Raw genomic sequence first — 23,095 nt, forward strand, 5'->3', positions numbered from 1 at the left:
AGGTTAGGCAGCCGCTCGGCTGCATGTCAAGGAGTAGCGCCAGAGAGAAAGCATTGTCGCGGCGGAATGTAGTAGCTATGCTACGAATCGACGGAAGACCGCAACGGGGAGATCGGCATGACGATGGGTCAGGGCGTCACACTCGACGTCGAGAAATTGCGAATGCGCTACGGCAGCACCGACGTCTTGCACGACGTGACGTTCCAAGCGAAGCATGGCGAGGTGCTGGTGCTGCTCGGCCCGAATGGTGCGGGCAAGACCACCACCATCGAGATACTGGAAGGCTTCCGCATGCGGTCGGCAGGCCGCGTCGACGTGCTCGGTGTCGATCCCGCGCACGGCGGCGAAGCCTGGCGGGCGCGCATCGGCGTCGTCCTGCAATCGTGGCGTGATCACGGCAAGTGGCGGGTCAGGGAACTGCTGGACTACCTGGGCGCCTTCTACGCGCCCTACGGCACCGACCGGGTCCAACGGCCATGGGACACAGACGAACTAATCAAGGCGGTGGGCCTCACCGAACAGTCGTCGAGCAAAATCAACGACCTGTCCGGCGGCCAGCGGCGCCGGATCGACGTCGCCATCGGCATCGTCGGCCGGCCGGAGGTGCTGTTCCTGGACGAGCCGACCGCGGGTTTCGATCCGGAAGCCAGGCGTGAGTTCCACGATCTGGTGCATCGGCTCGCCGACGACCAGCAGACCACCATCCTGCTCACCACCCACGACCTCGACGAGGCCGAGAAGCTGGCCGACCGGATCCTGATCCTGGCGGGCGGCCGGATCATCGCCGACGGTTCGGCCGACGAGCTCTCCCGTCGGATCGCCGGTGAAGCCGAGGTGAGCTGGACCAACGACGGGCAGCGGTTCGTGCACTCGACCGCCGCCTCGACCAAGTTCGTCTACGAACTGTTCAAGCAATACGGCGATGCGATCGGCGACCTGCAGGTCCGCCGCGCGTCACTGGAGGACACCTACATGACGCTGGTGCGCCGATTCGAATCCGGTCAGGTCGAGACCGCAGTGCACACGATCGAGGAGGTAGGGCGATGAACCCGATCGCGGTGGCCGTCCGGCAGGGGTGGACCCGAGGCATGATCGAGCTGCGGCAGATGCTCACCAATGGCCAGGATCTGTTCGGACTGCTGTTCTGGCCCGTGCTCGTGCTGATCGTCTTGTTCTTCATGCGGCACGCGTCGTTCCAGTCGAGCGGACTGCTGCTCGGCTCGCTCGCCTTGCCCAGCGTGATCGGCATGCTCGTCGCGATCAACGGGATGATCGGCATGGGTCAGCAACTCACCATCGACCGCGAGGACGGCACGTTGTTGCGGGCCAAGGCGACCCCGAACGGCATGGTCGGCTACCTGGTCGGCAAAATCATTCAGGTGTCCGGCATGGTGCTGATTCCCGGTGCGGTCATCCTGGTGGCCGGGTCGTTCATCGTCGACGGGCTAGCGCTCGACGATGCCGGCTCGTGGCTGACGTTGATCTGGGTGATGGTGCTCGGGCTGCTCGCCACGTTGCCTGCCGGTGCCGTGTTCGGGTCGATGTTCGCCAACCCGCGCGACTTCGCGTTCATGACCTTCCCGATCATGGGACTGGTCGCGGTATCCGGCATCTTCTACCCGATCACGTCGATGCCCGGCTGGGTGCAGGGCGCGGCTCAGGTGTTTCCGGTGTACTGGCTCGGGCTCGGTATGCGCTCGGCGATGCTGCCGGACCAGGCGGTGGCTGTCGAGCTGGGACAGTCCTGGCGGCACCTGGAAACCGTTGGCGTGCTGAGCATTTGGGCGGTGGTCGGGCTGCTCGCCGCGCCGGTGGTGCTGCGCAGGATGGCGCGCCGCGAATCGGGCTCCAGCGTCGCCCTGCGCCGCGAGAAGGCGATGCGGCGTGCCTTCTGAGGTCATCTACAACCGCATCGCGATGCTGCGCGCCGAGCGCGGCATCTCGCGGCGCGAGTTGGCGGAGGCGCTCGGCGTGCACTATCAGACGGTCGGCTATCTGGAGCGCGGCGAGTACAGCCCGAGCTTGCATCTCGCACTGCGGATTTCGGCCTACTTCGAGGTGGCGGTGGAGGTCATCTTCGCCACCGACCCGTTCCCGCGTCTGGGCTCCAGCACCGAAACCGCCGCGCCGGCAAGCGGATAGCTGGCGCGCCGCCCTGCTACGACTGTCCGTCGCGGAGCAGGGCGTAGGTCGAGACCGCTTCGCCTTTCTCCTCGCTGGCGGCAACGGCCTTGCGCCAGAACAACTGTGCGGTGTGCGAGAACGTCGCGTCCACGCCGACCTCCTCGCTCGCGTCGATGATGTGCTGCGCGCCCGCGTCCATTATCTTCAGGCTCGCCAGGGTGGCCCAGCCGCCGTTCTGATTGGCGACCGAGAACTCCTCCATGAAATAGGGGAACGCGGCGGCCGAGCGGATGGCGAACGGCACGAACTGGGCGATGCTGTGCCCGGAGCGGTCGATCAGCGCGGTCGCCTGGTCGAACGCGAGCAACCACGGATGGAAGATGGTCAGCAGCGCCTGGTAGAAGACCTGTGCGAGACCGTCGTCCGCGCCGAGGTATTCCTGCGGGCTCAGCGGCCGCAGCAATTCGGCGTGCGCGTCGAAGACCGCGCGCGGTCCGCTGTAAAAGATGTACGACGCGGGATGGACGATATTGTCGCCCGCCGACATGACGCCGCCCGAGATGAACTGCGCGCCGTGTGCACGGACCCACTGCGCACCCTTGCGCGCCTTTTCCGGCGAATCGGAGGACAGGTTGGCGATCACCTTGCCCGGCAGGTGATCGGTGGCCTGGCCGAGGACGTCGTACATGGCGGCGTAGTGGGTGAGGCTCAACACGGTCACTTCGTTGGCGTCCAGCGCCTCGGCGACCGTCCCGGCCCGCTTGGCGCCGAGCTCGACCATGGCATCGACCTTGTCGGTGCTGCGGTTCCAGACGGTCACCTCGACTCCGGCGTCCAGGAAGGCCCTGACCATAGCTTGACCCATCGGGCCGAGGCCGACAACGGAGACGGATCGGGGGCTGGTGTGTTCGGACATCGTATGTCCCTTCGGTTCTCGGTGAATGGGGGTCGGCGCCGGAACCAATAGTGCGTTGCCGCAGGTGGGGTCGGGAAGACCGAACGTTCAGGTGGGGTTGCTTACCTAAAGGTTCGAAATAAGCTCAGAAGGAGTGCGGTGGATATGAACGGTGACGCGGATCACGACGTGTGTGGCATGTCGGTGGCGATCGATGTCGTCGGCGGCAAGTGGAAACTGCACCTGATGTGGGCGCTGAGCGCCAGCCCGCAACGGTTCGGCGAGATCCGCCGCCTGCTCACCGGCGTCAGCGAAAAGGTGCTCGCGGAAAACCTGCGCCATCTCGAGGCGAGCGGCATCGTGCACCGCGAGGTCTACCCCGAAGTCCCGCCCCGCGTCGAATACTCCCTCACCCCGCTCGGCGAAGAACTCGCCGCGGCCCTGCGTCCACTCGAGGAGTGGGGCGACAAGCACCGCCACGATCTCCTCGGTAATCTGCTGGCCACGGCGACCTAGCGGCTCGGTAATCGGTTGCGTCACAGTGACTTTATTGAAGGTGTTCTTCCGCTAGCCTGCTGCCGACTCGCTGCAAGAGTGGGCTGGCGTTGATGATCGAGCGGGCGGGGTCCGGCTCCAGGTCAGTCAGGGGGTAGCAGGCGGTGAAGCCTGCGGCTCGGATTTCTTGGGAAGCAAGGAGTGTGCGGCCGACGACGGCGATGACGGGAATGCCGGCTTTGCGCGCGGTGTCGCAGACGCCGATGGGGGCTTTGCCGTGCAAACTTTGGGTATCGAGGGAGCCTTCGCCGGTGATGACGAGGTCGGCGCCGTCGAGTAGCGCGGGGAAGTCGAGGAGTTCGAGGATTACCTCGATGCCGCTGCGCACCTGCGCGCCGAGCAGGGCGAGTGCGCCGAAACCGGTTCCGCCCGCGGCGCCCGCGCCCGGCTGGTTCGCGAAGCCGGGACCCGCGAGCTGTGCCCAGTTGGTGAGCGCGACTTCCAAGGTGTCGAGATCCGCTGTGTCAGCACCCTTCTGGGGTGCGTAGACCGCTACGGCCCCCGCCGACCCGAGTAGCGGGTTGTCGACATCGCACGCCAATGTGAAAGTGGCAGAGGCGATTCCGTGGTGCAGGCCGGACAAGTCCAGCTGGGCGGCGTCAGCCAAAACCGCACCGCCATTGGCCAATTCGTCGCCACCCGCGTCGAGAATGCGGGCGCCGAGTGCCTGCGCCATGCCCGCACCACCGTCGGTCGAGGCGCTGCCACCGAGGCCGAGGACGATGTCGGTGGCACCGTGGTCGAGGGCGTGCGCGATGACGATACCGAGACCGAAAGTGCTCGCGCCGAGCGGATCCGGTTGGCCCCCAGGGAGTTTCTCCAGTCCGACCACCGCGGCCAACTCGATGACGGCGGTCGTCCCATGCCTCGCGTATGACGTGCGGTCGGCCGCACCCGTCGGGCCTGGCGATGCCAACTCGACCCGCGCCCACCCGGCGGCAATGAACGCGTCGACAGTCCCATCGCCACCATCGGCGACCGGCACCTGCTTAATCTGCGCCTCCGGCGTGACCCGCGCGATGCCCTCGGCAAGTGCCGCCGCCACCTGCGGCGCGGTCAGCGATCCCTTGAACTTGTCCGGGGCGAGCACTACCCGGCGAACGACTTCGCGCGTCATCCCCACATTGTCGGGTGCGTTCCGGTCTACCGCGCGTCGGCCCATCCCATTTGATCCACAGGCTTGTCACCCCCCTGTGAGACCTGTGGATAAACCGCCAACTCCCCGGGTGAGCCGCCAAGACAGAAAAAGAGAGCAGTGCTCTTGACTTTGCGTTCGCCAAAGTGGAACACTTATCGCAACAGAGAGCAGTGCTCACTAAGGAGTTAGATCATGGACCACAGCACCCGCTACATCGGCCCGGCCGGCCTGGACCCGATCATGAACCGGATCTTCAACTGGCTGCCCAGGCTCGGGATCAGCGTCATGGGTTCGCGGCTGCTGGCGGTCCGTGGCCGCAAGAGCGGCGAGTGGCGCACCACGATGGTCAACCTGATGGTCCGCGAAGACGACGCTCGCTTCCTGGTCGCCCCGCGCGGACACACCCAGTGGGTGCGCAACCTGCGCGTGTCAGGCGGCGGCGAGCTGCGGCTCGGCCGCAAGGTCGAGGAATTCCTCGCCACCGAGATCGCCGACGAAGACAAGGTCCCGCTGCTGCGGCTCTACCTGCAGAAGTGGGGCTGGGAGGTCGGCAAGTTCTTCGAGGGCGTCACCAAAGACGCGACCGACGCCGAATTGACCGCCATCGCACCGGGATTCCCGGTCTTCCAGATCAACCGACGCGGCGGGCCGACCGCGGCGCGCAAGAATGCCACCCGCGCCCGCAATTGCTGACGATCCCGTGCGCGACGAGCTATTCGATGCGCGGGCGGAGAACGTGCTCGGTGCGCACACCAGCGCAATCAGGTTGCGCGCGCCAGAAATTCGATCGCGGCCGCGTAACCCTGGATCCCCATCCCGGCGATCACCGCGGTCGCGATCGGCGAGATGTAGGAGTGATGCCGGAACTCCTCACGGGCGTGCACATTGCTGATGTGCACCTCCACGATGGGGAGTTCCGGGATCACCAGCGCGTCCCGCAGGGCCACCGAGGTATGGGTGAGCCCGCCGGGATTGATCACGATGCCCGATTCGGTACCGCGCGCCGCGTGGATCCGGTCGATCAGCGCGCCTTCGGAATTGGATTGGAAGGCGGCGACCTCGCGGCCGAAGCGTTGCGCGGTCTGCCTGCAGAGCTCGATGACGTCGTCGAGCGTCGCCGACCCGTAAACCTCCGGCTGGCGCGTGCCGAGCATGTTCAGGTTCGGGCCGTTGAGAACCAGGATCGGACCGGGTGCGGACATGGACGCAACATTAGTCCGTAGGGAATGATCGGCCTTCCCGGCGCGAGCTTGCGCGTCCGGGCGGGTCGTCAGAGTCCCTGCGGCCCTTCCGAGCGCAGGTCGTCTACCTTGCGCATGGCGCCGCGCAGCTCTTCCAGCCAGGATTCCGCGTGCTTGCCTGCCAGTTTCACGGTCCAGGCCAGCGCGTCGGCCCGCGAGCGCGCCACGCCCGAGTCGACAAGGGTGTCGAGCACTTTGCGTTCGGGCTGCCGCAGCCGGGTCATCACGGGAACCGCCAGGTGCGTGAACATGACCCGTTCGCCGCCGACCGACACGCCCCAGGCGACGCTGCGCCCGTAGCGGCGCTGCGCCTCGTCGGCGATCTGCATGCGGGCCCCTCGGGTGGACTCGCGGAAGCGGGAGATGGCGCCCTCCTTGGTCGCCTGCGGAACTTCCTCGGCTGACGCGTCCGCGTCGCCTTCCGCAGGTGCCTCGACGGGAGGCTTCTCGGGTTGGGTCAGGGGCAGTTCGCCGATCACGACGATCTCGTCGCGGTCGATCTCGATGACAGGGGAACCGGCGAACCAGTCCTCGGGCAACCTGCCCGCGAACCAGTCCGGCGCGTCCGCGGGATCCGGTAGGTCGGCCTGCTGCCAGCCGCCCGGTCGTCCGAACCCTCGACCCCGATGTTCGTGTCTCATGAGGGGATCACCTACTTACTTTTCAGCGTTGCTTACAGTGATTACAAGATTACGTCGCAATCCAAGCCAATGGTTCCGCTCTGTGCGAACAGAGTTCGCCGCTGGTTAACGGGGGTGATTTGCGGTTCGTAGACCCTCGCCCTGGGTACTCATTGATCCGAAACGCCGAGTAAGGCAGTAAGCGCACAACTTTGCGCGGGGCCCCGGTACGGTAGCGGCGCCGGTTGTCGCCGTAGCACTGGACAACGTTCAAGATCGGGCCCCCGAGACGGGAGATTTCGGGCACATTTGAGATGCTGAGCATAGGTAACGTCCTCGCGGCGTAGGCACCGCAGGCAGGTCTTTTTCAGGTACGGTGGTCTTGTTACTGGAGTGACAAGAGTGAAGAGTGGGCGACATGGATGTCTGGGGATCCCGCCGCCTCCGCGTCCGGGGTGCGATGGCACTCGCGGGGGTGGCGGCGCTCGCGATCGCGATGGGATCGTGCGGCGTACACGAGGGTAAGAACGAGGCCGAGGCTGTCGTAGAGCGCTTCACCGAACTGCTGGACAAGCAGGACTACGTCAAGGCTTCGGAGCTCACGTCGTACCCTTCTGCGGCCTCGGCAACGTTGAAGCAAATGTTTGCTGGGTTGCAGCCGGGCAAGGCGGATTACAAGAAGACGCAATACATCGGCCTCGACTCCGAAGCGGCGATCTTCAGCATGGACGCCGACTGGAACTTCGGCGAGGGCAAGAACTGGACCTACAGCCTGCAGGGCAATGTGCGCAAGCTCGCCATCGGCTGGCGCATCTCCTGGGACCCGGCGATCGTCATGCCGCAGCTCGACCACAATCGCACCGTGCGCCTGGTGCGCACCGAGCCGACCCCGGCCCCTCGGGTCAATGACATCGCGGGCCAACCGCTGATGACCGAGCAGACCATCAACGTGATCAAGCTCGACCCCGCGAAGATGTCCGACCCGGTCGGTTCCACCAACGCGCTGGCCAAGGCCATCGAGCCGGTCGCGCCCTTGATCACCGGGCCGTCGCTGATGCAGCAGGTGGCCACCTCGCAGGGCAAGCCGGTGGTCGCGGTGAACCTGCGCGAGCCCGACTTCGCGATCCTGGAGAAGGACATGGCGCCGATCCCCGGCGTGGTCATGGAGAAGCAGCCTCGGCTCATCTCCGCCGACCGCCGGGTCTGGTCGCCCATGCTCGACGCGCTCAGCAAGGTGCAGCAGGAAAGCCAGGCGAACCACTCCGGCTGGGGTGTGCAGATTTTCGAACAGGACGGCCGCTTCGTCGGCCAGCTCGCCGGCACGCAGGGCCCGCCCGGCCCGGACATCGCGGGCACCATGGACCAGCGCCTGCAGCGCGCCGCGGAGGACGCGGTGGTGAGCTCGGCGACACCCGCCTCGATCGTGGCCATCCAGCCGTCCAGCGGCGCGGTGGTCGCGGTCGCGCAGAACACCCAGGCCAGCGAGCACGGACCGGTCGCCTTCACCGGGCTCTATCCGGTCGGCGGCAACATCGAGCTATTCCGCAATATCGCGGCCGTCGCCAAAGGCAAGGCACCGCAGGAGATTCCGGCACAGGAGGCGGCCGAAGCCGCGACCACGCTCGGCGTCGGCATCGACTTCAAGGTGCCCGGCCTCGACGAGGTGACCGGCCGGCTCGCCGTCGCAGGCCGCAGTGCCGAGCAGGTCAGGCAGGGCGGCGGTTCGGATGCCGTGCTGGCCAGCCCATTCGGGATGGCGATCGCCGCCGCCGCGATCGCCCGCGGCGAGGTGCCGCCGCCGCTGATCGAGGTGGGCAGGCCAAGCACCACCGACGCGCAGCTCGCCCCGCTGTCGCCAGAGATCGCCGACCGGCTGCACGGCATGCTGCGCGATTCGACCAACGCCCCGGACCTCGCGAGTCTGCGCGGGTACCGCGATGTCAACGGGTACAGCGCGACCGCGGGACGGGACGGCTGGCTGATCGCGACCATGGGGGATCTGGCCTTCGCCATCCACATCAACGACGTGGACAGCGGCGACGCCACCGCGCGGATGGCGGTGCGGATGTTGCAGTCGCTGGCCGCGCCGGAGACTTAAGTCAACTTATTTCAACGCCGTGATGGCCGCACGCCAGCCGAGCAGGAACAGCGCGAGCACGACGGCCGCGACGAGGATGAAGCTGAGCGCGGTGCCCTGACCGCTGACCACGCGCAGCAGCATGCCGCCGCAGAGGGTGCCGAGCCAGACCAGGATTCCGGTGGGCCACAGGGCGGTTCCATCGAATCGCGCGTCGCGCCCCGCGTCGCCGAACACCCGGCTCGCGACGGCCACCGCCACGGTCCAGCCGATGGCCAGGCCGATCGCGAACGGCCACAGCGTGCGCAGTAGTCCGGTGAGTACCGCCTCTTCGTGACTGCGCCTGCCGATCGCACAAAACAGGATTACCAGTAGCGCATCTACCACCAACGGCACCAGTTTCTTCACGCGGACAAGCGTAGTTGGCCGGGCCGACCCGAATGTGAAGCGGCTGCGGCGCTGCGTGTTCGCGCTTCAGAAGCGGCGCTCGGAAAATTCCTTCTCGAACTCGGCGTCGTCGTCCTGCGGTGTGCGGAACAGGAACAGGAACACGATCCAGCCGACGATCGCGACCAGGATGAAGCTCACCAGCCGGTAGACGAAGGCGGCGGCCACCGCCTGCGCGGCGGGCAGCCCGGCGGCCGCGGTGAGGCCATAGATGAGCGTCGCGTCGACGTAGACGATCCCGCCGGGCGCGAACGGAATCGAGCCGACCGCCTTACCGATGGCGAAGGCGAGCAGCAGCCCGGCCAGCCGGGGTTCGGCGCCGACGGCATAGCAGGCGGCGCCGAGGCAGGCCACGTCGGCGAACCGATGCAGCACCGCCCACACCGCGACCAGGGCGCCGTCGCGCTTGCCGAGATCCACCGATTCCAGCTGCGCGAGCACATCGCCGATCTTGTTGGCGCCCTGGCCGGCCGGGCGCTTGCGCAACCGATTGATCAGGCTGAGCGCTTTACGCAGCAGCGCTTCCAGCGAGCCGGGATTGCGTGAGACGTAGTTGCCGCCCCACACCACCGCGACCACCGCCGCCAGCGACAAGATCAATTTGAACGGGCCGATGGTCCCGCCGGACAGCAGCGTGCCGCCGACCCCGAGCAGGGCGAGACCCGCGGCGGCGACCACGCCGGAGAACACCAGCTGCCAGGACGCGACGATCGGACTCGCGCCGAAGCGCCGGGTCTGCCGATAGGTGAAGGCGGTGGAAAACACCTGGCCCGCGGGCAACGTGACGGACATGGCGGTGGCGCCGTACACCACCGCGACGGATTTCCGCTGACTTACCTCGACACCCCCGGCGTTGAGCAGTTGTTTCTGCACCCGCCCGAATCCGCTCATCGACAATGCCTGCAGCCAAATACAGGCGGCGACCCATCCCCAGTGAATGTCGCTCAGTTTGCGCCACGATTCGTGTAGTCGCGGCCACAGATAGATTCCTTCGGCGATCAACAATGCCAGCAGGGCCACGCCGAGCACCCATTTGACCCACCAGAATTTGCTACGGCGGCGACCGGTCGTGGGCGGCGGCGGTTCGCCTGCCCGTTCCCCATCGGCCGTCACCCGGTCAGCCTAACGAACGCACCGTTTCGCTGTCTGTAGCGTGTGCGCCTTCTTTCGGGTAGGCGAGCAGCGTTTTTCGCCGCCGTCCGCGCAGCTGTACCTCGTCGCCGGTTTCCCACTTGTCCTGCTCGCTTTCATCGGCGAAATACAATGCGCTGCCGGAGGCCAAGGTGCGGCCCGGCTGGTCTTTGGCGAGTTCGGTCAGCCGGGATGCCTCGTTGACCGGATCGCCGATCACCGTGTACTCGAAACGATTTGCGGCACCGATATTTCCGGCGACGGCCAGTCCCGCGGAGACGCCGATACCGATATCGAGGCCGGGCACTTCCCGGAGCACCTCGCGCAGCTCGCGGGCCGCGGCCAGCGCGGCGGTCGGGGCGTCCGGCCGGTCCAGCGGCGCGCCGAAGATGGCCAGCGCGGCATCGCCGACGAACTTGTTGACGAAGCCGTTGTGCCGGTCGATCACGTCCACCACGATCCGGAAGAACTCGTTGAGCAGGCTCACCACCTCGGTCGGCGGGCGCTCGGCCGCGGTCGCGGTGGAACCGACCATGTCGACGAACAGCACGGCGACGAACCGGGTTTCGCCGCCGAGTTCGGTGCCGTAGTCGAGCGCGCGCTGGGCGACCTCCTCGCCCACGTGCTGACCGAACAGTTCCTGCAGCTGGCGGCGCTTGGCGGCCTCTTCCATCATCCGGTTGAAGCCGACCTGCAGCAGCCCGATCTCGCTGCCGTCGAACACCTCGACCTGGACGTCGCGCGCGCCCTCCTGCACCCGGTCGATGGCCTGGCTGAGCTGGCGCACCGGGTCGGAGATGCTGGAGCCGGTGAGCATGGACAGCGCCAGCGCCTGCAGGATCACCACGCCGCAGAGCAGCAGGATGGAGATGGCCAGCGACTGGGCGGAGAACTTCACCTCCGAGGAGATCTGGGTGATGCACAGCAGCACGATCGCGATGGTGGGGGCGAAAGTGCCCATGCCCCAGGTCATTGCCATCCGAGTGCCGACACCGGGTGTCAAAGTGTGGTCGAAGGTGCCCGCGGTCAGCGCCGCGGCGGCGACCGGGCGAAGGATGCGTTCGCCGAGCATGTAGGTGAAGCCGAACACGATGGTGGCGGCCATACAGAGGGTGACGATGACCGCGCCTGCCAGCTTGGGTTCCTCGGTGATGATCAGCAACGCCAGGATCGCGCCGCCGATCAGCCAGAGCGCCAGATGCAGGATGGCCTGCCGCAGCGGGGCATGCAGCGCGGCCATCTGTTCTTGGCGGCTCGGTGGCCCGCCGCGCATCTGCCAGCGCATCACCGGGCGCAGCATCAACGCGGACGCGGCCATGCTGAGCAGGCCGCCGGTCAGGAAGACCAGGGCGGGGATGAGCAGGCCGGTGCTGCGTGCGCCGTCGTGCGCGCCCTCGGGGACCGGCAGCCCGTACTGGATGAACGCCCAGACCAGCACCGCGCCGAAAGCGTTGGCCAGCAGCATCGAGGTCAGGTACAGCGGCCAGCGCGTTCGCATGGTCTGTTTGACCGCTTCCAAGGGCGCTGACACAACCAACAATCTAGCGTTTCGATCATGTGCGCCTCCCCGCGGCGCTGTTCAGCCCCCTGGCGTTCGCCCGGCCCGGCGCAGGCTGAGGACGGACAACTGTCCGCTGTGCTCGTTATGCTCGGCCAGGTGACGGACCCCAAGCCAAGCTCGAAGCGGAAAGCCTCCCTGACGCGGCCTGCCGCTGACTCTGTACACCCGATCGTGCGGGTGTCGGCGGAGTGGGGCTGGCGCCTGCTGATCCTGTTCGCGGTGGTGCTCGCGTTCGCCGCGATCGTGCAGAAGCTGGCGACGGTGATCATTCCGCTCGCCATCGCGTTGCTCGCGGCCGCGTTGCTCGCCCCGCTGGTCGACTGGATGCAACGGCTCGGCGTGCCACGGTCGGTGGGCGTGTTCGTCGCGCTGGTCGGGTCGCTCGGGCTGGTCGCGGGGGTCATGACCTTCGTCGTCGAGCAGTTCATCGCCGGTGTGCCGCAGCTGTCCGACGAATTCACCAACAGCATTCACAAGATCCAGGATTGGCTGATCACCGGCCCGCCGCATCTGAGCAATGATCAGATCCGCAATGTGGGCGACCAGATCATCAAGACGATCCAGTCCAATCAGGACCGGCTCACCAGCGGGGCGCTGACCACCGCGACGGTCATCGCCGAGCTGCTCACCGGCACCTTCCTGACTTTGTTCATCCTCATCTTCTTCCTCTACGGCGGCGATCAGATCTGGCGCTTCGTCACCAGGATCGTGCCGACCGAGCAGCGGGAAAAGGTACGCACGGCCGGGCAGCTAGGGTTCGGCACACTGGTCGGGTTCGTGCGCGCCACCGTGGCCGTGGCGGCGGTGGATGCCATCGGCATCGGCACCGGGCTCGGCATTCTCGGTGTGCCGCTGGCGCTTCCGCTGGCCTCGCTGGTGTTCATCGGTGCGTTCATCCCGATCATCGGCGCGTTCGTCGCCGGGTTTGTCGCGGTGTTCATCGCGCTGGTGACCAAGGGGCTGATCACCTCGCTGATCGTCCTCGGCATCATCATCGCGGTGATGCAGTTGGAAGGGCATGTGATGCAACCTCTGCTGCTCGGTCGGGCGGTGAGCATCCATCCGCTGGCGGTGGTGCTGGCGATCACGGCGGGCGTGGTGCTCGGCGGGATCGCCGGTGGTCTGCTCGCGGTGCCGATTGTCGCGGTGATGAATACAGCTATTCGGTCGCTGCTCACCGGAAGCCCGGAGGAGTTGTTCGAGGAACTACAGACCGGGGAGGTCGAGCCGGACGATCCGGAGCCGGATCGGTTCGATGTGGCCGCGACGTTGGCGAAGGAAGATACTCGCGAAACCCGGATCGCCGAGCCGGAATCCGATGATGGCGCGTCGAAAGGCCGAGCCTGACAGGGGGATTGATGGCGCGAGGGGCTGAGCCACGCTCGTCCGATGTGGCGACCACGCCGCTGTGGCGGGCCGCGCAGGCGTTGCGGCTGGTGACGCTGCTCTACGCGGTGCTGCAGCAGGTCGCCTCGGCGCCCTACTACCAGAATCAGCGGTTGAGCTGGGTGCTCATCGCCTTGATGGCGGTGTGGTCCGGTGCGTCGGCGATCATGTTGTCGCAGTGGCAGTTTCCCGATGTGCGGCGCGTACGCGTCTGGGTGGTGTTCGGCGACCACGTCGTGGTGATCGCGCTGATGGCGGCGACCAGGCTGGTCGCCGATTACGACTGGTATCACGGGCATCAGACGCTGCCGACGACGCTGTGGGCCACCAACGCGGTGATCGGGGCGGCGATCCTGCGCGGGCCGGTCGCCGGGGTGCTGTCCGGCGCGTTGATCGCGGCGGTCGCCCTGACCGTGCGCGACCAGTGGGGGCAGGACGTGTGGACCGATGCGACGGTGCCGGTGCTCGTTTCGGTCGGCCTGGCACTGGGTTTGGCGGCCAACACCGCCCGCCGCGCCCAGGCTCAGCTCGAACGCGCGGTCCGGCTGACCGCGGCCACCGAAGAGCGGGAACGGCTTTCGCGCGAGGTGCACGACGGCGTGCTGCAGGTACTCAGCTACATCAAGCGCCGCGGCACCGAGATCGGCGGGCCCACCGAGGAATTGGCCCAGCGCGCCGCGGAACAGGAAGTGGCGCTGCGGGTGCTGATCACCGAGACCGCCGTTCGCGACGATTCCGGTGGGGCCGAGGTCGACCTGCGTCCACTGCTCACCGTGCACGCGACGCCGACGGTGTTCGTGTCGACGCCCGGCAATCCGGTGCCGATCGGACGCTGGGCGGGTGCGGAGATCGCGGCCGCCGTGGCGACGGCGCTGTCCAATGTGGCACTGCACGCCGGGCCCGACGCGAAAGCCTATGTGCTGCTGGAGGACACGGGCGATGCGCTGGTGATCAGCGTGCGCGACGATGGCGTCGGCATCCCGCCCGGTCGGCTGGCGGAAGCGGAAGCCGAAGGGCGGCTAGGGGTTTCCCGATCCATCGTCGGCCGGATCGAGGCGCTCGGCGGGACCGCCCAGGTGCTCACCGAGCACGACGGCGGGGTCGGCTTCGGCACCGAGTGGGAATTCCGGGTGCCGCGAACATGACATCGTCGCGATCGACTCAGGAGGTGTGGCGTGACCGATAATGGTGCGACCGAGGCCATTTCGGTGATGGTGGTGGACGACCACCCGATGTGGCGCGACGGTGTCTCGCGCGACCTCACCGAGGCGGGCTTCCACGTCGCTGCCACCGCAGACGGGGTCGGCGCGGCGACCAGGCGGGCGGCGGCGGTGCGGCCCGCGGTGGTGCTGATGGACATGCAGCTGCCCGACGGGAACGGCGCGCAGGCCACCGCGGCGGTGCTGCGCGTCTCGCCGGACAGCCGGGTGCTTGTGCTCTCGGCGTCGGCGGAACGCGACGATGTGCTCGACGCGATCAAGGCGGGCGCGTCCGGTTATCTGGTGAAGAGCGCGTCGGTGGCCGAGCTGATCGAGGCGGTGCACGCGACCGCGGCCGGACAGCCGGTCTTCACCCCCGGCCTGGCGGGCCTGGTCCTCGGCGAGTACCGGCGGATGGCCACGGCTCCGGCCGAACCCGACGAGCCGCACCGCCCGGCACTGACCGATCGGGAGACCGAGGTGCTGCGGATGGTGGCAAAAGGGTTGTCCGCCAAGCAGATCGCGTCGCGGCTCGGGCTGAGCCATCGGACCGTGGAAAACCATGTGCAGGCGACGTTGCGCAAACTCCAGCTGGCCAACCGGGTCGAGCTCACCCGCTACGCGATCGAGCAGGGCCTCGACGAGTAATAGGTGACCGAAAGTCGTACACCGTTATCCGGGATTGCCCTGATACACGCAGGCCTTCGGATCGGTAATCTCGAACCATGGGCGGACCCGAATCGGAATCCACTGGCGTCGGCTCCGGCGACGCGATAGGCGACCGGGATCTACGCGTGTCCGACGTCGAGCGCGAGCACGTCGGCCAGCTGCTACAGCGAGCCGTCGGGCTCGGCATGCTCTCGCTCGGCGAGTTCACCGAGCGGATGGACACGGCGCTGGCCGCGAAGACGCGCGGCGAGCTGAATGCCGTGCTGATCGATCTGCCCGGCGTCCGCCTGGTCGGTCAGCCCGCCGCGCCGCCATCGACCTTCGTGAACACCGCCCCCTCGTTCGTGAAGCAGCACCGTCCGGTACCGCCCCCGCTCGGCGCGCACAACTCATCCGGCGGCGTGATCCGCTCCCGGCTGTCCGGGGTGAACAGGCGCGGCCCGTGGCACGTCGCGCCGTCGATGCAGCTCAACAGCTGGCTCTCCGGGGTGACCCTGGATTTCACCGAGGCGATCATGTCGACCCAGGTGGTCGAGCTGAACGTCGACGACTACTGCAGCTCGCTCACCCTGATCGTCCCCGCCGAGGCGACCGTCGACCTCAACGATGTCGAGCTGATCGGCTCCAGCGTCAACAACAAGGTCCGCACCGGACCACCCTTCGGCCCGCTGCACCTGGTGGTTCGCGGCCGCGTCCGCTTCGGCTCCATCACCGCCAAGCACACCTTCATGGCGCACTGGCGCCGCATGATGGGCCACTGACCGTTCGGGTCAGGTGGAGACGCCGATGCGGCGGGCGAAGCCGCGCAACGGAACTCGGCGGCCAATTCAGTTGGCGTGGTGGATTTTTGTGTCGATGATTGGCTGATGGAGCCTCGGAGCCCTCAGCGCTTTGTCGATCGAGCGACCTTCGCCGCCCAATCGCGCAGTGCACCCATCATCGACTTAACGGTCTTTCGCGCCGATCAGGACGCTGCAGTAGAAACGGGCTCGAATTCAGCGTGGCGGCCTGATGGGGTCAGTCGCCTAGCCCGGCTTGCACCACCCACTGACTGGGTTGGCCGGTGACAGCGGCGACGATGTCGTAGTCACCGTTGTAGTGCAGCACGGTGTAGCCGTGGCGCTCGGCCGTGGCGGCAATCACCAGGTCAGGCAAGGACAGCGCGCGATGTCGACCCGCTCGAATCAGCTCGATCTGGATGTCATTGACTCGATCCCACACTTCGTCGGGTGTAGTCAGCCAGTCGAAGCCACGCAGCATTTGCCGCGCCAATTCGAGTTCGGCGGATTTGCGTACGCTGTAGAGGACCTCGTATTCGACGGCGCCGCAGATGGCCAACGTGCCGCGGGCAGACAACTCGTCTAGGACGGGCGCTACGGCTGGCTTACCCCACCGGGCGAGAGCGGACTTGTCGACGAGGTATCGCTCAGTGCTCACTGGGTGTTTGTGACTCGTCCACGAGGCCGCCAGCTTTCACCCATGACGCGAACTGCTCCCGCTTGCGGCGGCGCACGACGTCGGCCAGGGCCGCGTTGACAGTGGCGACCTTCTTCGATGTTCCGAGGATCTCCGCAGCCTGTGCCAACAGGTCGTCATCGATATCGAGCACGGTGCGGGTCATCGGCACCTCCAAGTTTGATATCGTTTTCCACCCCATTGTATATCCTCCCCGTCGCTTTCAGCGGGACGGCGCGTTCCGTGTGGCCCCGTCTGTAGGTGTATTCGTCGCCGTCGCAGGGGTGGATCGGCCAGTCGATGGACTTGTTTGGGTCCGGCTGGCTGTCAGCACGGTGGGTGTCGTGTGTGGCTGAAGTCGGGTAGATATTTGGGGTCTACCGGGGGGAACTACTCATGTTGGCGGGTGGGTGGGCGGACAGGATGGGGTTATGACCACATCTATCGATCCGGCGTTGATTTCGCGCATCTCGGGGGAGTTCTCTGCGTTGGGGGTGCAGATGGGGGTGCTCGGGCGGGATTTGGAGTTGTTGCGGACTCAGGTGGTGGGGGGTGCCGTTGGGGTGCAAGGGGTTTCGGCCCAGGCGGGGGGCTCACCGGCTGAGGGGGCTCGGACTCCGGTGGCTGACCCGGCGGCTCAGATGCCTTGGCCGGGGCCGCAGGTCCCGCCTGGCGTGGTTGCGCCGAGTCCGGCACCGGCCTACGTTCCGCGGTTTGCTCCGGCGGCGCAGGGTTGGGTTCCGGGGGCGCAGGGTGGGGCGATGCCGCCGAATGCGGGGCGGATGCCGTCGCGAGGGCCGGTGCCGCCGATGAGTGCGCCGGTGCCGCCGATGGGGGCGCCGATGCTGCCACCGGGGATGCGGCCGCCGGCTCCGCCGCGGATGGGGCCGCCCGTTCCGCATACGCCATGGTGGCAGCGGGATGGGGTGATCAGTCGGCTGCTCGCGGTGGCGGGGGTGGCCGTCACGTTGATCGGCGTGGTGATGCTGCTGGTGCTCGCGGCGCAGGCGGGGTTGTTCGGGCCGGTGCCGAGGGTTGTTGCGGGCGCGGTGTTCTCGGCGGTGCTGGTGGCGGCGGGGATGCGGATATTCGGGCGGGCCGGTGGCCGGGTCGGCGGGATCGCGTTGGCTGCCACCGGCATCGCGGGCGCGTACCTCGATGTTGTTGCGGTGACCTCGATGTACCACTGGCTGCATCCGGTCATCGGGTTCGTGGCGGCGCTCGGTGTCGCGGCCATCGGTGTCGCGCTGGCGATGCGGTGGCAGTCGCAGCCGTTGGCGGTGCTGGTCGTGGTCGGCGCGGCCGTGTTGTCGCCGGTGCTGACGACGGAGTTGGTGCTGTTGGCGTTCCTGATCGTGTTGCAGTTGGCCTGTCTGCCGGTGCAATTGGTGCGGGACTGGCCGTATCTGCATGTGGTGCGGACATTGCCCGCCGTGCTGGCCACGTTCCAGCTCATCGCGGGCGCGATCCTGAGCGGGCCGTCGGCAGGGGAACGGCCGCTGCTGCTTCTCGCCGCCGTGGCGGTGGCCGTGGTGGGACTGGCCGGGACCGTCTTGGTGGTCCGCCGCAGGCCTGCCGATCTCACCGCCTCGCTGATGCTCGCGCTGGCAACGGTGCCGATGCTGGCCGCGCCGGGACTGTACGAGGGCGATCGACCCATCGCGGCGACGATCGCGGGGATCTTCGGGGCGGTGTTGCTCACGATTGCCGGAACGGCGCTGGTGCCAAAACTTGCTGCGGTAGCGAAGATTCCGAGCCACACCGCAGTGGTTGCCGCCGTCGCCGGGTCCGTCGCGCTGCTCGAGGTCTGTGTCGCGGTGACCGATCCGCGAACCTTGCCGACGGCGTGGTTCCTGGTGGCGTTGGGCTTCCTCGGCGTGGCAGGGCAACGACGGTCCGGCGTCGCGGCGGGTATCGGCGTGGCGTTCGCGATACTCGGCGCCTTCGCGTTCCTGAATATCGCCGGCCCGGAAGTACTTGCCTCCCAGCGGCGTTCGGCGGATAACCTGAGCATCTCGACGGTGCTCGGCGCGGTACTCGCCCTCGCCGTCGTTGCCGTGGCTGTGTGGTGCGCGCGCAAACTCCCCGGCTTGCGGAGCGCCGCCGAGCTGCAATGGATTGCCGCGAGCATCGCCGGCCTATATGCGGTGACCGCCGCGACCGTCTCGATCGGCGTCGCGACCGGCGCCGACGACGGCTTCGTCATCGGCCACAGCGCCGCGACCATCCTGTGGATGGCAGGCGCCACCACCGCCCTGTTCTATGGTCTCCGCAATATCGGCACGGCCACCGCAGTGGCAAAACTCGCGCTCGGCTCCGGATTGCTGGTCACCACAGCGGCTTTGGCCAAACTGTTCCTGTTCGACCTGGCCACCCTGGACGGCCTGGTCCGCGTCGCCGCATTTTTGGCAGTCGGTGTGCTGCTGCTGGGCGCAGGCACTCGCTATGCTCGCGCCTTCGCCGAAACCGCCACCGCCGCAGTCGATCCCGTAGGGACAGCCGGATCGTCGAACCGGGCCGAATAGTCGAGTGCCAAGACCGCGGCGCCGATGGCTGGTCGGTGATCCTCGTATCGTCGTAACGGGCGTCCGTCGGCTGGTTCAGCCGATATCTGCCGACTGAGAAATTGATGGCTGTCGCGAGAAGTAGGCGACAGCCATCAATTGTTTCTGCGAATGATGGTCAATTCCGAACCGGTTTCGACCCAACATAATTCGTGCGCTGCGCCGAGCATGGTCGATACCACGCCCGGCGTTGCGCCGTTTTAATCCCGATCGCGCCGACGGAGCAGTTCGTTGACGCTGACGGTGCGCCCGTCCCCACCGTGATGACGCCCTTCGTCCGGCTTGCCGGAGCGCCGGGAGGAACGGAGACCGGCCATCCAGTCCTCGATGCTGTTGCGGTTCGGGTCACCGGCATCGGTCGCCTCGGTCGGCTCCGCGGCAGCGGGCTCGGGGGCGGCGTGGTGCGTTGGCGGCTCCGCCGGGGCGGGCGGGTCCTGGCGTGGCGCAATGAATTCCGTGTACGCGGGCGGATCCAAGGGTGCCAATGACGGCGTCGGTTGCGTCGGCTCGAACTTGGCCTCGGGCCGTCTGGCACCGTCCCTGGAAACCGCGGGAGGTGTGGAAACCGCCGGCGGTGCGGGCGGCTCGAAAGCGCTGGCGGGCGACTCGAACGCCGAGAACGACGACCCCGAGGACGGCTCGGGCCGAGCGGCGCCGATATCGAACGGCAACGCCGGCGGAGCGGGTCGCGGCCCGGTGGGATCGTGCGGAATCGCCGGGAAAGGTATGTGTGGCAGCGCGTTCGGATTGCTCGCTGCGCCCGTAGCCCCGGTAGCCGACGGCCCGGCCGGACGCGGCATATTCGGATCCGACAGGAAACCAGACGGCGGCGTCGGCCGCTGACGAGTCGGGTCGAGCGGAGCCGGTGCCGGAGTGCCGGGCGCCATCGGTGCGGCGGGCGGGATCTTGTTGAGATGCCTGGTCGGCGCCTCCGCCTCGATCTCCTCCACCGTGCGCGGACGCCGCGGCTTGCGCGGTCGATTGCCGTTGTCGATGGCGGGGATCTGCATGGTGACCGGGTCGGTGATCGGCGTGGTCTTGACCAGGTCGACAACCTCACCGCCGCCGGGACGTTCGTCGTCGAGGATGGGCTCGCCGAGCCCGATCTTCTGCTGGATCTTCTTCATCCAGGCCGGCGCCCACCAGCAGTCGTCGCCGAGCAGCTTCATGGTCGCAGGCACGAGCAGCATGCGCAGAATGGTGGCGTCGATGAACAGCGCGGCGATCATGCCGTACGCGAGGTACTGCATCATCACCAGATCCGAGAACGCGAAAGCGCCGGTGACCACGAGCAGAATCAGCGCCGCCGCGGTGATGATGCGGCCGGTCTGCGCGGTGCCGATGCGGACCGCCTCGGTGGTCGACGCGCCCTGGGTCCGCGCCTCCACCATCCGGGACAGCAGGAACACCTCGTAGTCGGTCGACAGACCGTAGATCACCGCGATGATCAGCACCAGCACCGGCGACATGATCGGCTGCGGCGTGAAATTCAGCAGCCCGGCCCCGTGCCCGTCGACGAAGATCCAGGTCAAAATGCCGAGCGTGGAACCCAATCCGAGCGCGCTCATCAGCGCGGCCTTGATCGGCAGCACCAGCGAGCCGAAGGTCAGGAACATCAGCAGGGTGGTGACCAGGAGGACGAGCCCGATCATCCACGGCATCCGGTGTAGCAGCGCGTCGATGCTGTCCTTCTGGATCACCGGCTGGCCGCCGACGTACATCTGCACGCCATCGGGCACGTTGATCGAGCGTAGGTACTCGATGGTCGGGTCGGCGTCCTCGGAGTCGGCCAGCGTCGCACTGGTGCGATAGACCTGGTTGTTGGTATTGGAGCGCGCCGGTACATCGAAGGTGCCGTTGAGGCCGGGTGCCTTCTTGGCGTCGGCCCACGCCTTGCCGACGTCGGTGCTGTTCTCCGAGACGAACACCAGCTGGATCGGATCGGATTTTCGCAGCGGGAAGATCGAGTCGAACTTCGCCTGCGCGAGCCGAGTCGTGTTGTCCGGCGGCAGATATCGCTCGTTGATGCCGCCGAAGGCCAGGTTCTTGACCGGAATGATCAACAGCAGCAACAGGATGCAGATCGGAATCGCGATCTTGAGCGGATGCTGCATCACCCAGCGGGTGGACTTGCCCCAGAAACCGTTCTCGACCTCGTCGGCGGTCTTGGACTTGCGGAACCGCTTGAGCCCGAACATGTCCACTCGCGGGCCGAGCACACCGAGCATCGCGGGCAGGATGGTGATCGAGGTCAGCGCCGCGAGCGAGACCGTGGCGATGGAACCGTAGGCGATGGATTTCAGGAAGCCCTGCGGGAACAGCAGCATGCCGCCGAGGCTGGCGATGATCATGGTCGCGGAGAAAACGACGGTACGGCCCGCGGTCATCACCGACCGGCGGACCGCGGCGGGGGTGCTGTATCCCTCGGCGAGTTCTTCGCGGAATCTGCTCACGATGAACAGGCCGTAGTCGATCGCCAGCCCGAGACCGATCATCGAGACAACCGGCGCGACGAACGAATTGACCTCGGTGAATCTGGTGATGAACAGCACGATGCCCTGCGCGCCGATCACCGTGAGGCCACCGACGATCAGCGGCAGCCCGGCGGCGACCAGGCCACCGAAGATGAAGAACAGCAGCACCGCGACCGCGGGGATGGCCAGGATCTCCATCCGATGCTGATCCTCGGCCATGGTGTCGTTCAGCGTGCCCGCCACCGCCTGCAGGCCGGCCACCTGGACGTCCACCCCCGGAATGGTGAAGACGTCCTTCACCTTCCGGAAGTTGTTCAACATCTCGGTGTCGTTGTCGCCCTTGATGGCGATCGACGCGAAGGTGTACTTCTTGTCCTTGGAACCGAAGGTCAGCGGGGACGGCGGCCCGGTCTCGGTCTGCCAGTAGGCGCCGTTGATCTTGGTGATCTCCGGATGCTCACGCGGCAGACTGTTGAGACTGTTGAGGACCTTGTCCTTGAACTCGGGGTCCTCGATCGTCTTGCCCGCCGGCGCGGTGTACAGCACGATCACGTCGCTGTTGTGGTCGCGTCCGAAGGCCGAGTCGGCGATCCGCGCGCCCTGCGAGGATTCCGACGTCGGGTCGTCCCACCCGCTGGAACTGAGGTGGTCTCCCAAACCGAGGCCGTATCCGCCCAGCGCCAACAGCGCGGCCGCGACGATACCGATGACGCCGAAGCGCAGCTTGTAGACCAGATCGCCCCAGCGTGTGAACACTTAAGCGACTCCTTGCGCTGGGCGAGAGGTGAGCAGCGCCGTGAGCGGCCGGAACGGCTGCAGCCAGGCGCCCTCGTCGGGCAGCGAGTCGAGGCTGACCCTGGGCAGCGGTTCACGGAACACGCCCGGGATGTCCTCGAGATCGATGAACTCGAGGGTATCGGATGTGACGGCCCAACTGGCATGCTCGCGGAAGCCGAGTACCTGACAAGGTATTCCGCTGGCGGCGAGCTCCTCGAGCGGTTCGCGGAACGCCTGGCCGTCGGCCGAGGCGACCATGATGCCCGCTAGTCCGGCACCCCGGCTGCGCAGTTCGATGTGCGCGAGCATGTCGGCGTCGACATCGGAATCCTCGTCGATCTTGGGCTTGGCGAACACGGCGTAGCCGACGTTGCGCAGCGCCTCGACCCACGGCCGCACCACATCGGCGGTGCCCGGCGCGATGTTGGTGAAGACGGTCGCTTCCGGTTCGACCCGGTGCACGGTGCCGACCGACAGTTCGGCCGTGCGGGCCAGCAGCCAGCGACCGAGCGCGTCGAACCGGGGACGGTAGGCCGCCGTCGGGCGCCCGCCGAGAATGGCCCCGAGGCCCATGTCGAGGTTCGGGGCATCCCACACCAGCAGGACCCGGCGCACGTCCGGCGTCGCGCCACCCAGACCTTCCGATCCGGTTCCCTGCACCTCCCCGGAAACATCGACCACCTCATGGGCCATCTCACTCACGCTCATAACCCCGCCTCGCTAGCGCTCGGCGGCGTCATGACCGTGAGCACGGCCGAGCTAATCGTTCGCTCGCTGCGCTC

Annotated in this window: 22 protein-coding genes; 11 read left to right on the top strand and 11 right to left on the bottom strand. The window is 67.1% G+C overall.

Annotation, left to right across the window (positions count from 1 at the left end; genetic code table 11):
* Positions 1-117 precede the first annotated feature (117 nt).
* From ACIBCN_RS30425 to ACIBCN_RS30435, 3 genes are read left to right on the top strand one after another with little or no spacing between them, the layout of a single operon-like run.
* Complete coding sequence (locus ACIBCN_RS30425) at positions 118-1,047, top strand: ABC transporter ATP-binding protein (RefSeq protein ID WP_396995131.1); 930 nt, start codon at positions 118-120, stop codon at positions 1,045-1,047.
* Positions 1,044-1,895, top strand: coding sequence for an ABC transporter permease (locus ACIBCN_RS30430; protein ID WP_396995132.1), 852 nt, complete (start codon positions 1,044-1,046; stop codon positions 1,893-1,895). The genes ACIBCN_RS30425 and ACIBCN_RS30430 overlap by 4 nt, the downstream gene beginning before the upstream one ends.
* Positions 1,885-2,142, top strand: a complete 258-nt coding sequence (locus tag ACIBCN_RS30435; RefSeq protein ID WP_396995133.1) for a helix-turn-helix transcriptional regulator — start codon at positions 1,885-1,887, stop codon at positions 2,140-2,142. The genes ACIBCN_RS30430 and ACIBCN_RS30435 overlap by 11 nt, the downstream gene beginning before the upstream one ends.
* A gap of 16 nt (positions 2,143-2,158) precedes the next feature.
* On the opposite strand, the gene ACIBCN_RS30440 is transcribed toward ACIBCN_RS30435, so the two are convergent.
* Positions 2,159-3,040: an NAD(P)-dependent oxidoreductase gene (locus ACIBCN_RS30440; RefSeq protein WP_396995134.1), complete on the bottom strand. Its 882-nt coding sequence runs from the start codon at positions 3,038-3,040 to the stop codon at positions 2,159-2,161.
* A 144-nt stretch (positions 3,041-3,184) separates the two neighbouring features.
* Between ACIBCN_RS30440 and ACIBCN_RS30445 the strand changes: the two genes are divergently transcribed.
* Positions 3,185-3,535: a winged helix-turn-helix transcriptional regulator gene (locus ACIBCN_RS30445; RefSeq protein ID WP_396995135.1), complete on the top strand. Its 351-nt coding sequence runs from the start codon at positions 3,185-3,187 to the stop codon at positions 3,533-3,535.
* 31 nt (positions 3,536-3,566) lie between these two features.
* Here the strand turns inward: ACIBCN_RS30445 and ACIBCN_RS30450 are convergent, their stop codons facing one another.
* Positions 3,567-4,691: a glycerate kinase gene (locus ACIBCN_RS30450; RefSeq protein ID WP_396995136.1), complete on the bottom strand. Its 1,125-nt coding sequence runs from the start codon at positions 4,689-4,691 to the stop codon at positions 3,567-3,569.
* Positions 4,692-4,904: 213 nt separating this feature from the next.
* Here ACIBCN_RS30450 and ACIBCN_RS30455 point away from each other — a divergent pair, with 213 nt between their 5' ends.
* Positions 4,905-5,405, top strand: a complete 501-nt coding sequence (locus ACIBCN_RS30455) for a nitroreductase/quinone reductase family protein (RefSeq protein ID WP_396995137.1) — start codon at positions 4,905-4,907, stop codon at positions 5,403-5,405.
* 68 nt (positions 5,406-5,473) lie between these two features.
* Here ACIBCN_RS30455 and aroQ read toward each other — a convergent pair whose 3' ends face one another.
* Together aroQ and ACIBCN_RS30465 are read right to left on the bottom strand one after the other, a co-directional pair.
* Entirely contained in the window at positions 5,474-5,914 is a 441-nt protein-coding gene (aroQ, locus tag ACIBCN_RS30460; protein ID WP_396995138.1) for a type II 3-dehydroquinate dehydratase, read from the bottom strand.
* 68 nt (positions 5,915-5,982) lie between these two features.
* Positions 5,983-6,594 (bottom strand): hypothetical protein, encoded by a 612-nt coding sequence (locus ACIBCN_RS30465; protein ID WP_396995139.1) that lies wholly within the window; start codon positions 6,592-6,594, stop codon positions 5,983-5,985.
* A gap of 397 nt (positions 6,595-6,991) precedes the next feature.
* Between ACIBCN_RS30465 and ACIBCN_RS30470 the strand changes: the two genes are divergently transcribed.
* Positions 6,992-8,671, top strand: a complete 1,680-nt coding sequence (locus tag ACIBCN_RS30470) for an NTF2-like N-terminal transpeptidase domain-containing protein (protein ID WP_396995140.1) — start codon at positions 6,992-6,994, stop codon at positions 8,669-8,671.
* Between the two features lie 6 nt (positions 8,672-8,677).
* Here ACIBCN_RS30470 and ACIBCN_RS30475 read toward each other — a convergent pair whose 3' ends face one another.
* The 3 genes from ACIBCN_RS30475 to ACIBCN_RS30485 all read right to left on the bottom strand — a co-directional run bounded on the left by ACIBCN_RS30475 (position 8,678) and on the right by ACIBCN_RS30485 (position 11,726).
* The gene (locus tag ACIBCN_RS30475) at positions 8,678-9,058 is read right to left on the bottom strand and encodes a DUF3054 domain-containing protein (RefSeq protein ID WP_396995141.1); all 381 of its coding nucleotides are present in this window, start codon (positions 9,056-9,058) and stop codon (positions 8,678-8,680) included.
* 66 nt (positions 9,059-9,124) lie between these two features.
* Positions 9,125-10,210: a YbhN family protein gene (locus ACIBCN_RS30480; protein ID WP_396995142.1), complete on the bottom strand. Its 1,086-nt coding sequence runs from the start codon at positions 10,208-10,210 to the stop codon at positions 9,125-9,127.
* Between the two features lie 4 nt (positions 10,211-10,214).
* Entirely contained in the window at positions 10,215-11,726 is a 1,512-nt protein-coding gene (locus tag ACIBCN_RS30485; RefSeq protein WP_396995184.1) for an adenylate/guanylate cyclase domain-containing protein, read from the bottom strand.
* A gap of 159 nt (positions 11,727-11,885) precedes the next feature.
* Here ACIBCN_RS30485 and ACIBCN_RS30490 point away from each other — a divergent pair, with 159 nt between their 5' ends.
* The 4 genes from ACIBCN_RS30490 to ACIBCN_RS30505 all read left to right on the top strand — a co-directional run bounded on the left by ACIBCN_RS30490 (position 11,886) and on the right by ACIBCN_RS30505 (position 15,804).
* On the top strand, positions 11,886-13,136 hold the full coding sequence (locus ACIBCN_RS30490; protein ID WP_396995143.1) for an AI-2E family transporter: 1,251 nt from the start codon (positions 11,886-11,888) through the stop codon (positions 13,134-13,136).
* Between the two features lie 11 nt (positions 13,137-13,147).
* Complete coding sequence (gene macS / locus ACIBCN_RS30495; protein WP_396995144.1) at positions 13,148-14,320, top strand: MacS family sensor histidine kinase; 1,173 nt, start codon at positions 13,148-13,150, stop codon at positions 14,318-14,320.
* 66 nt (positions 14,321-14,386) lie between these two features.
* Entirely contained in the window at positions 14,387-15,022 is a 636-nt protein-coding gene (locus ACIBCN_RS30500) for a response regulator (protein WP_396995185.1), read from the top strand.
* A 125-nt stretch (positions 15,023-15,147) separates the two neighbouring features.
* Positions 15,148-15,804 carry a DUF1707 domain-containing protein gene (locus ACIBCN_RS30505; RefSeq protein WP_396995186.1) on the top strand — a complete coding sequence of 219 codons (657 nt, stop codon included), beginning with the start codon at positions 15,148-15,150 and terminating at the stop codon, positions 15,802-15,804.
* 256 nt (positions 15,805-16,060) lie between these two features.
* Here ACIBCN_RS30505 and ACIBCN_RS30510 read toward each other — a convergent pair whose 3' ends face one another.
* Both ACIBCN_RS30510 and ACIBCN_RS30515 read right to left on the bottom strand, forming a co-directional pair.
* Positions 16,061-16,480, bottom strand: a complete 420-nt coding sequence (locus ACIBCN_RS30510) for a PIN domain nuclease (RefSeq protein WP_396995145.1) — start codon at positions 16,478-16,480, stop codon at positions 16,061-16,063.
* Positions 16,470-16,664, bottom strand: a complete 195-nt coding sequence (locus tag ACIBCN_RS30515; protein WP_396995146.1) for a type II toxin-antitoxin system VapB family antitoxin — start codon at positions 16,662-16,664, stop codon at positions 16,470-16,472. The genes ACIBCN_RS30510 and ACIBCN_RS30515 overlap by 11 nt, the downstream gene beginning before the upstream one ends.
* Before the next feature lie 265 nt (positions 16,665-16,929).
* Between ACIBCN_RS30515 and ACIBCN_RS30520 the strand changes: the two genes are divergently transcribed.
* Positions 16,930-19,023: a DUF2339 domain-containing protein gene (locus ACIBCN_RS30520; RefSeq protein WP_396995147.1), complete on the top strand. Its 2,094-nt coding sequence runs from the start codon at positions 16,930-16,932 to the stop codon at positions 19,021-19,023.
* Between the two features lie 239 nt (positions 19,024-19,262).
* Here ACIBCN_RS30520 and ACIBCN_RS30525 read toward each other — a convergent pair whose 3' ends face one another.
* Both ACIBCN_RS30525 and ACIBCN_RS30530 read right to left on the bottom strand, forming a co-directional pair.
* Positions 19,263-22,292, bottom strand: coding sequence for an MMPL family transporter (locus ACIBCN_RS30525; protein ID WP_396995148.1), 3,030 nt, complete (start codon positions 22,290-22,292; stop codon positions 19,263-19,265).
* Complete coding sequence (locus tag ACIBCN_RS30530; RefSeq protein ID WP_396995149.1) at positions 22,293-23,021, bottom strand: NYN domain-containing protein; 729 nt, start codon at positions 23,019-23,021, stop codon at positions 22,293-22,295.
* Positions 23,022-23,095: the final 74 nt, after the last annotated feature.

This window comes from Nocardia sp. NPDC051052, from assembly GCF_044456045.1.
Lineage (GTDB): Bacteria > Actinomycetota > Actinomycetes > Mycobacteriales > Mycobacteriaceae > Nocardia.

Bases quoted from the DNA above. Each gene is read 5' to 3' on its own strand.
- ACIBCN_RS30425 (WP_396995131.1), top strand. From the start codon at position 118: ATGACGATGGGTCAGGGCGTCACACTCGACGTCGAGAAATTGCGAATG.
- ACIBCN_RS30430 (WP_396995132.1), top strand. From the start codon at position 1,044: ATGAACCCGATCGCGGTGGCCGTCCGGCAGGGGTGGACCCGAGGCATG.
- ACIBCN_RS30440 (WP_396995134.1), bottom strand. From the start codon at position 3,040: ATGTCCGAACACACCAGCCCCCGATCCGTCTCCGTTGTCGGCCTCGGC.
- ACIBCN_RS30445 (WP_396995135.1), top strand. From the start codon at position 3,185: ATGAACGGTGACGCGGATCACGACGTGTGTGGCATGTCGGTGGCGATC.
- ACIBCN_RS30450 (WP_396995136.1), bottom strand. From the start codon at position 4,691: ATGACGCGCGAAGTCGTTCGCCGGGTAGTGCTCGCCCCGGACAAGTTC.
- ACIBCN_RS30455 (WP_396995137.1), top strand. From the start codon at position 4,905: ATGGACCACAGCACCCGCTACATCGGCCCGGCCGGCCTGGACCCGATC.
- aroQ (WP_396995138.1), bottom strand. From the start codon at position 5,914: ATGTCCGCACCCGGTCCGATCCTGGTTCTCAACGGCCCGAACCTGAAC.
- ACIBCN_RS30465 (WP_396995139.1), bottom strand. From the start codon at position 6,594: ATGAGACACGAACATCGGGGTCGAGGGTTCGGACGACCGGGCGGCTGG.
- ACIBCN_RS30470 (WP_396995140.1), top strand. From the start codon at position 6,992: ATGGATGTCTGGGGATCCCGCCGCCTCCGCGTCCGGGGTGCGATGGCA.
- ACIBCN_RS30485 (WP_396995184.1), bottom strand. From the start codon at position 11,726: ATGCGAACGCGCTGGCCGCTGTACCTGACCTCGATGCTGCTGGCCAAC.
- macS (WP_396995144.1), top strand. From the start codon at position 13,148: ATGGCGCGAGGGGCTGAGCCACGCTCGTCCGATGTGGCGACCACGCCG.
- ACIBCN_RS30500 (WP_396995185.1), top strand. From the start codon at position 14,387: ATGGTGGTGGACGACCACCCGATGTGGCGCGACGGTGTCTCGCGCGAC.
- ACIBCN_RS30515 (WP_396995146.1), bottom strand. From the start codon at position 16,664: ATGACCCGCACCGTGCTCGATATCGATGACGACCTGTTGGCACAGGCT.
- ACIBCN_RS30520 (WP_396995147.1), top strand. From the start codon at position 16,930: ATGACCACATCTATCGATCCGGCGTTGATTTCGCGCATCTCGGGGGAG.
- ACIBCN_RS30530 (WP_396995149.1), bottom strand. From the start codon at position 23,021: ATGAGCGTGAGTGAGATGGCCCATGAGGTGGTCGATGTTTCCGGGGAG.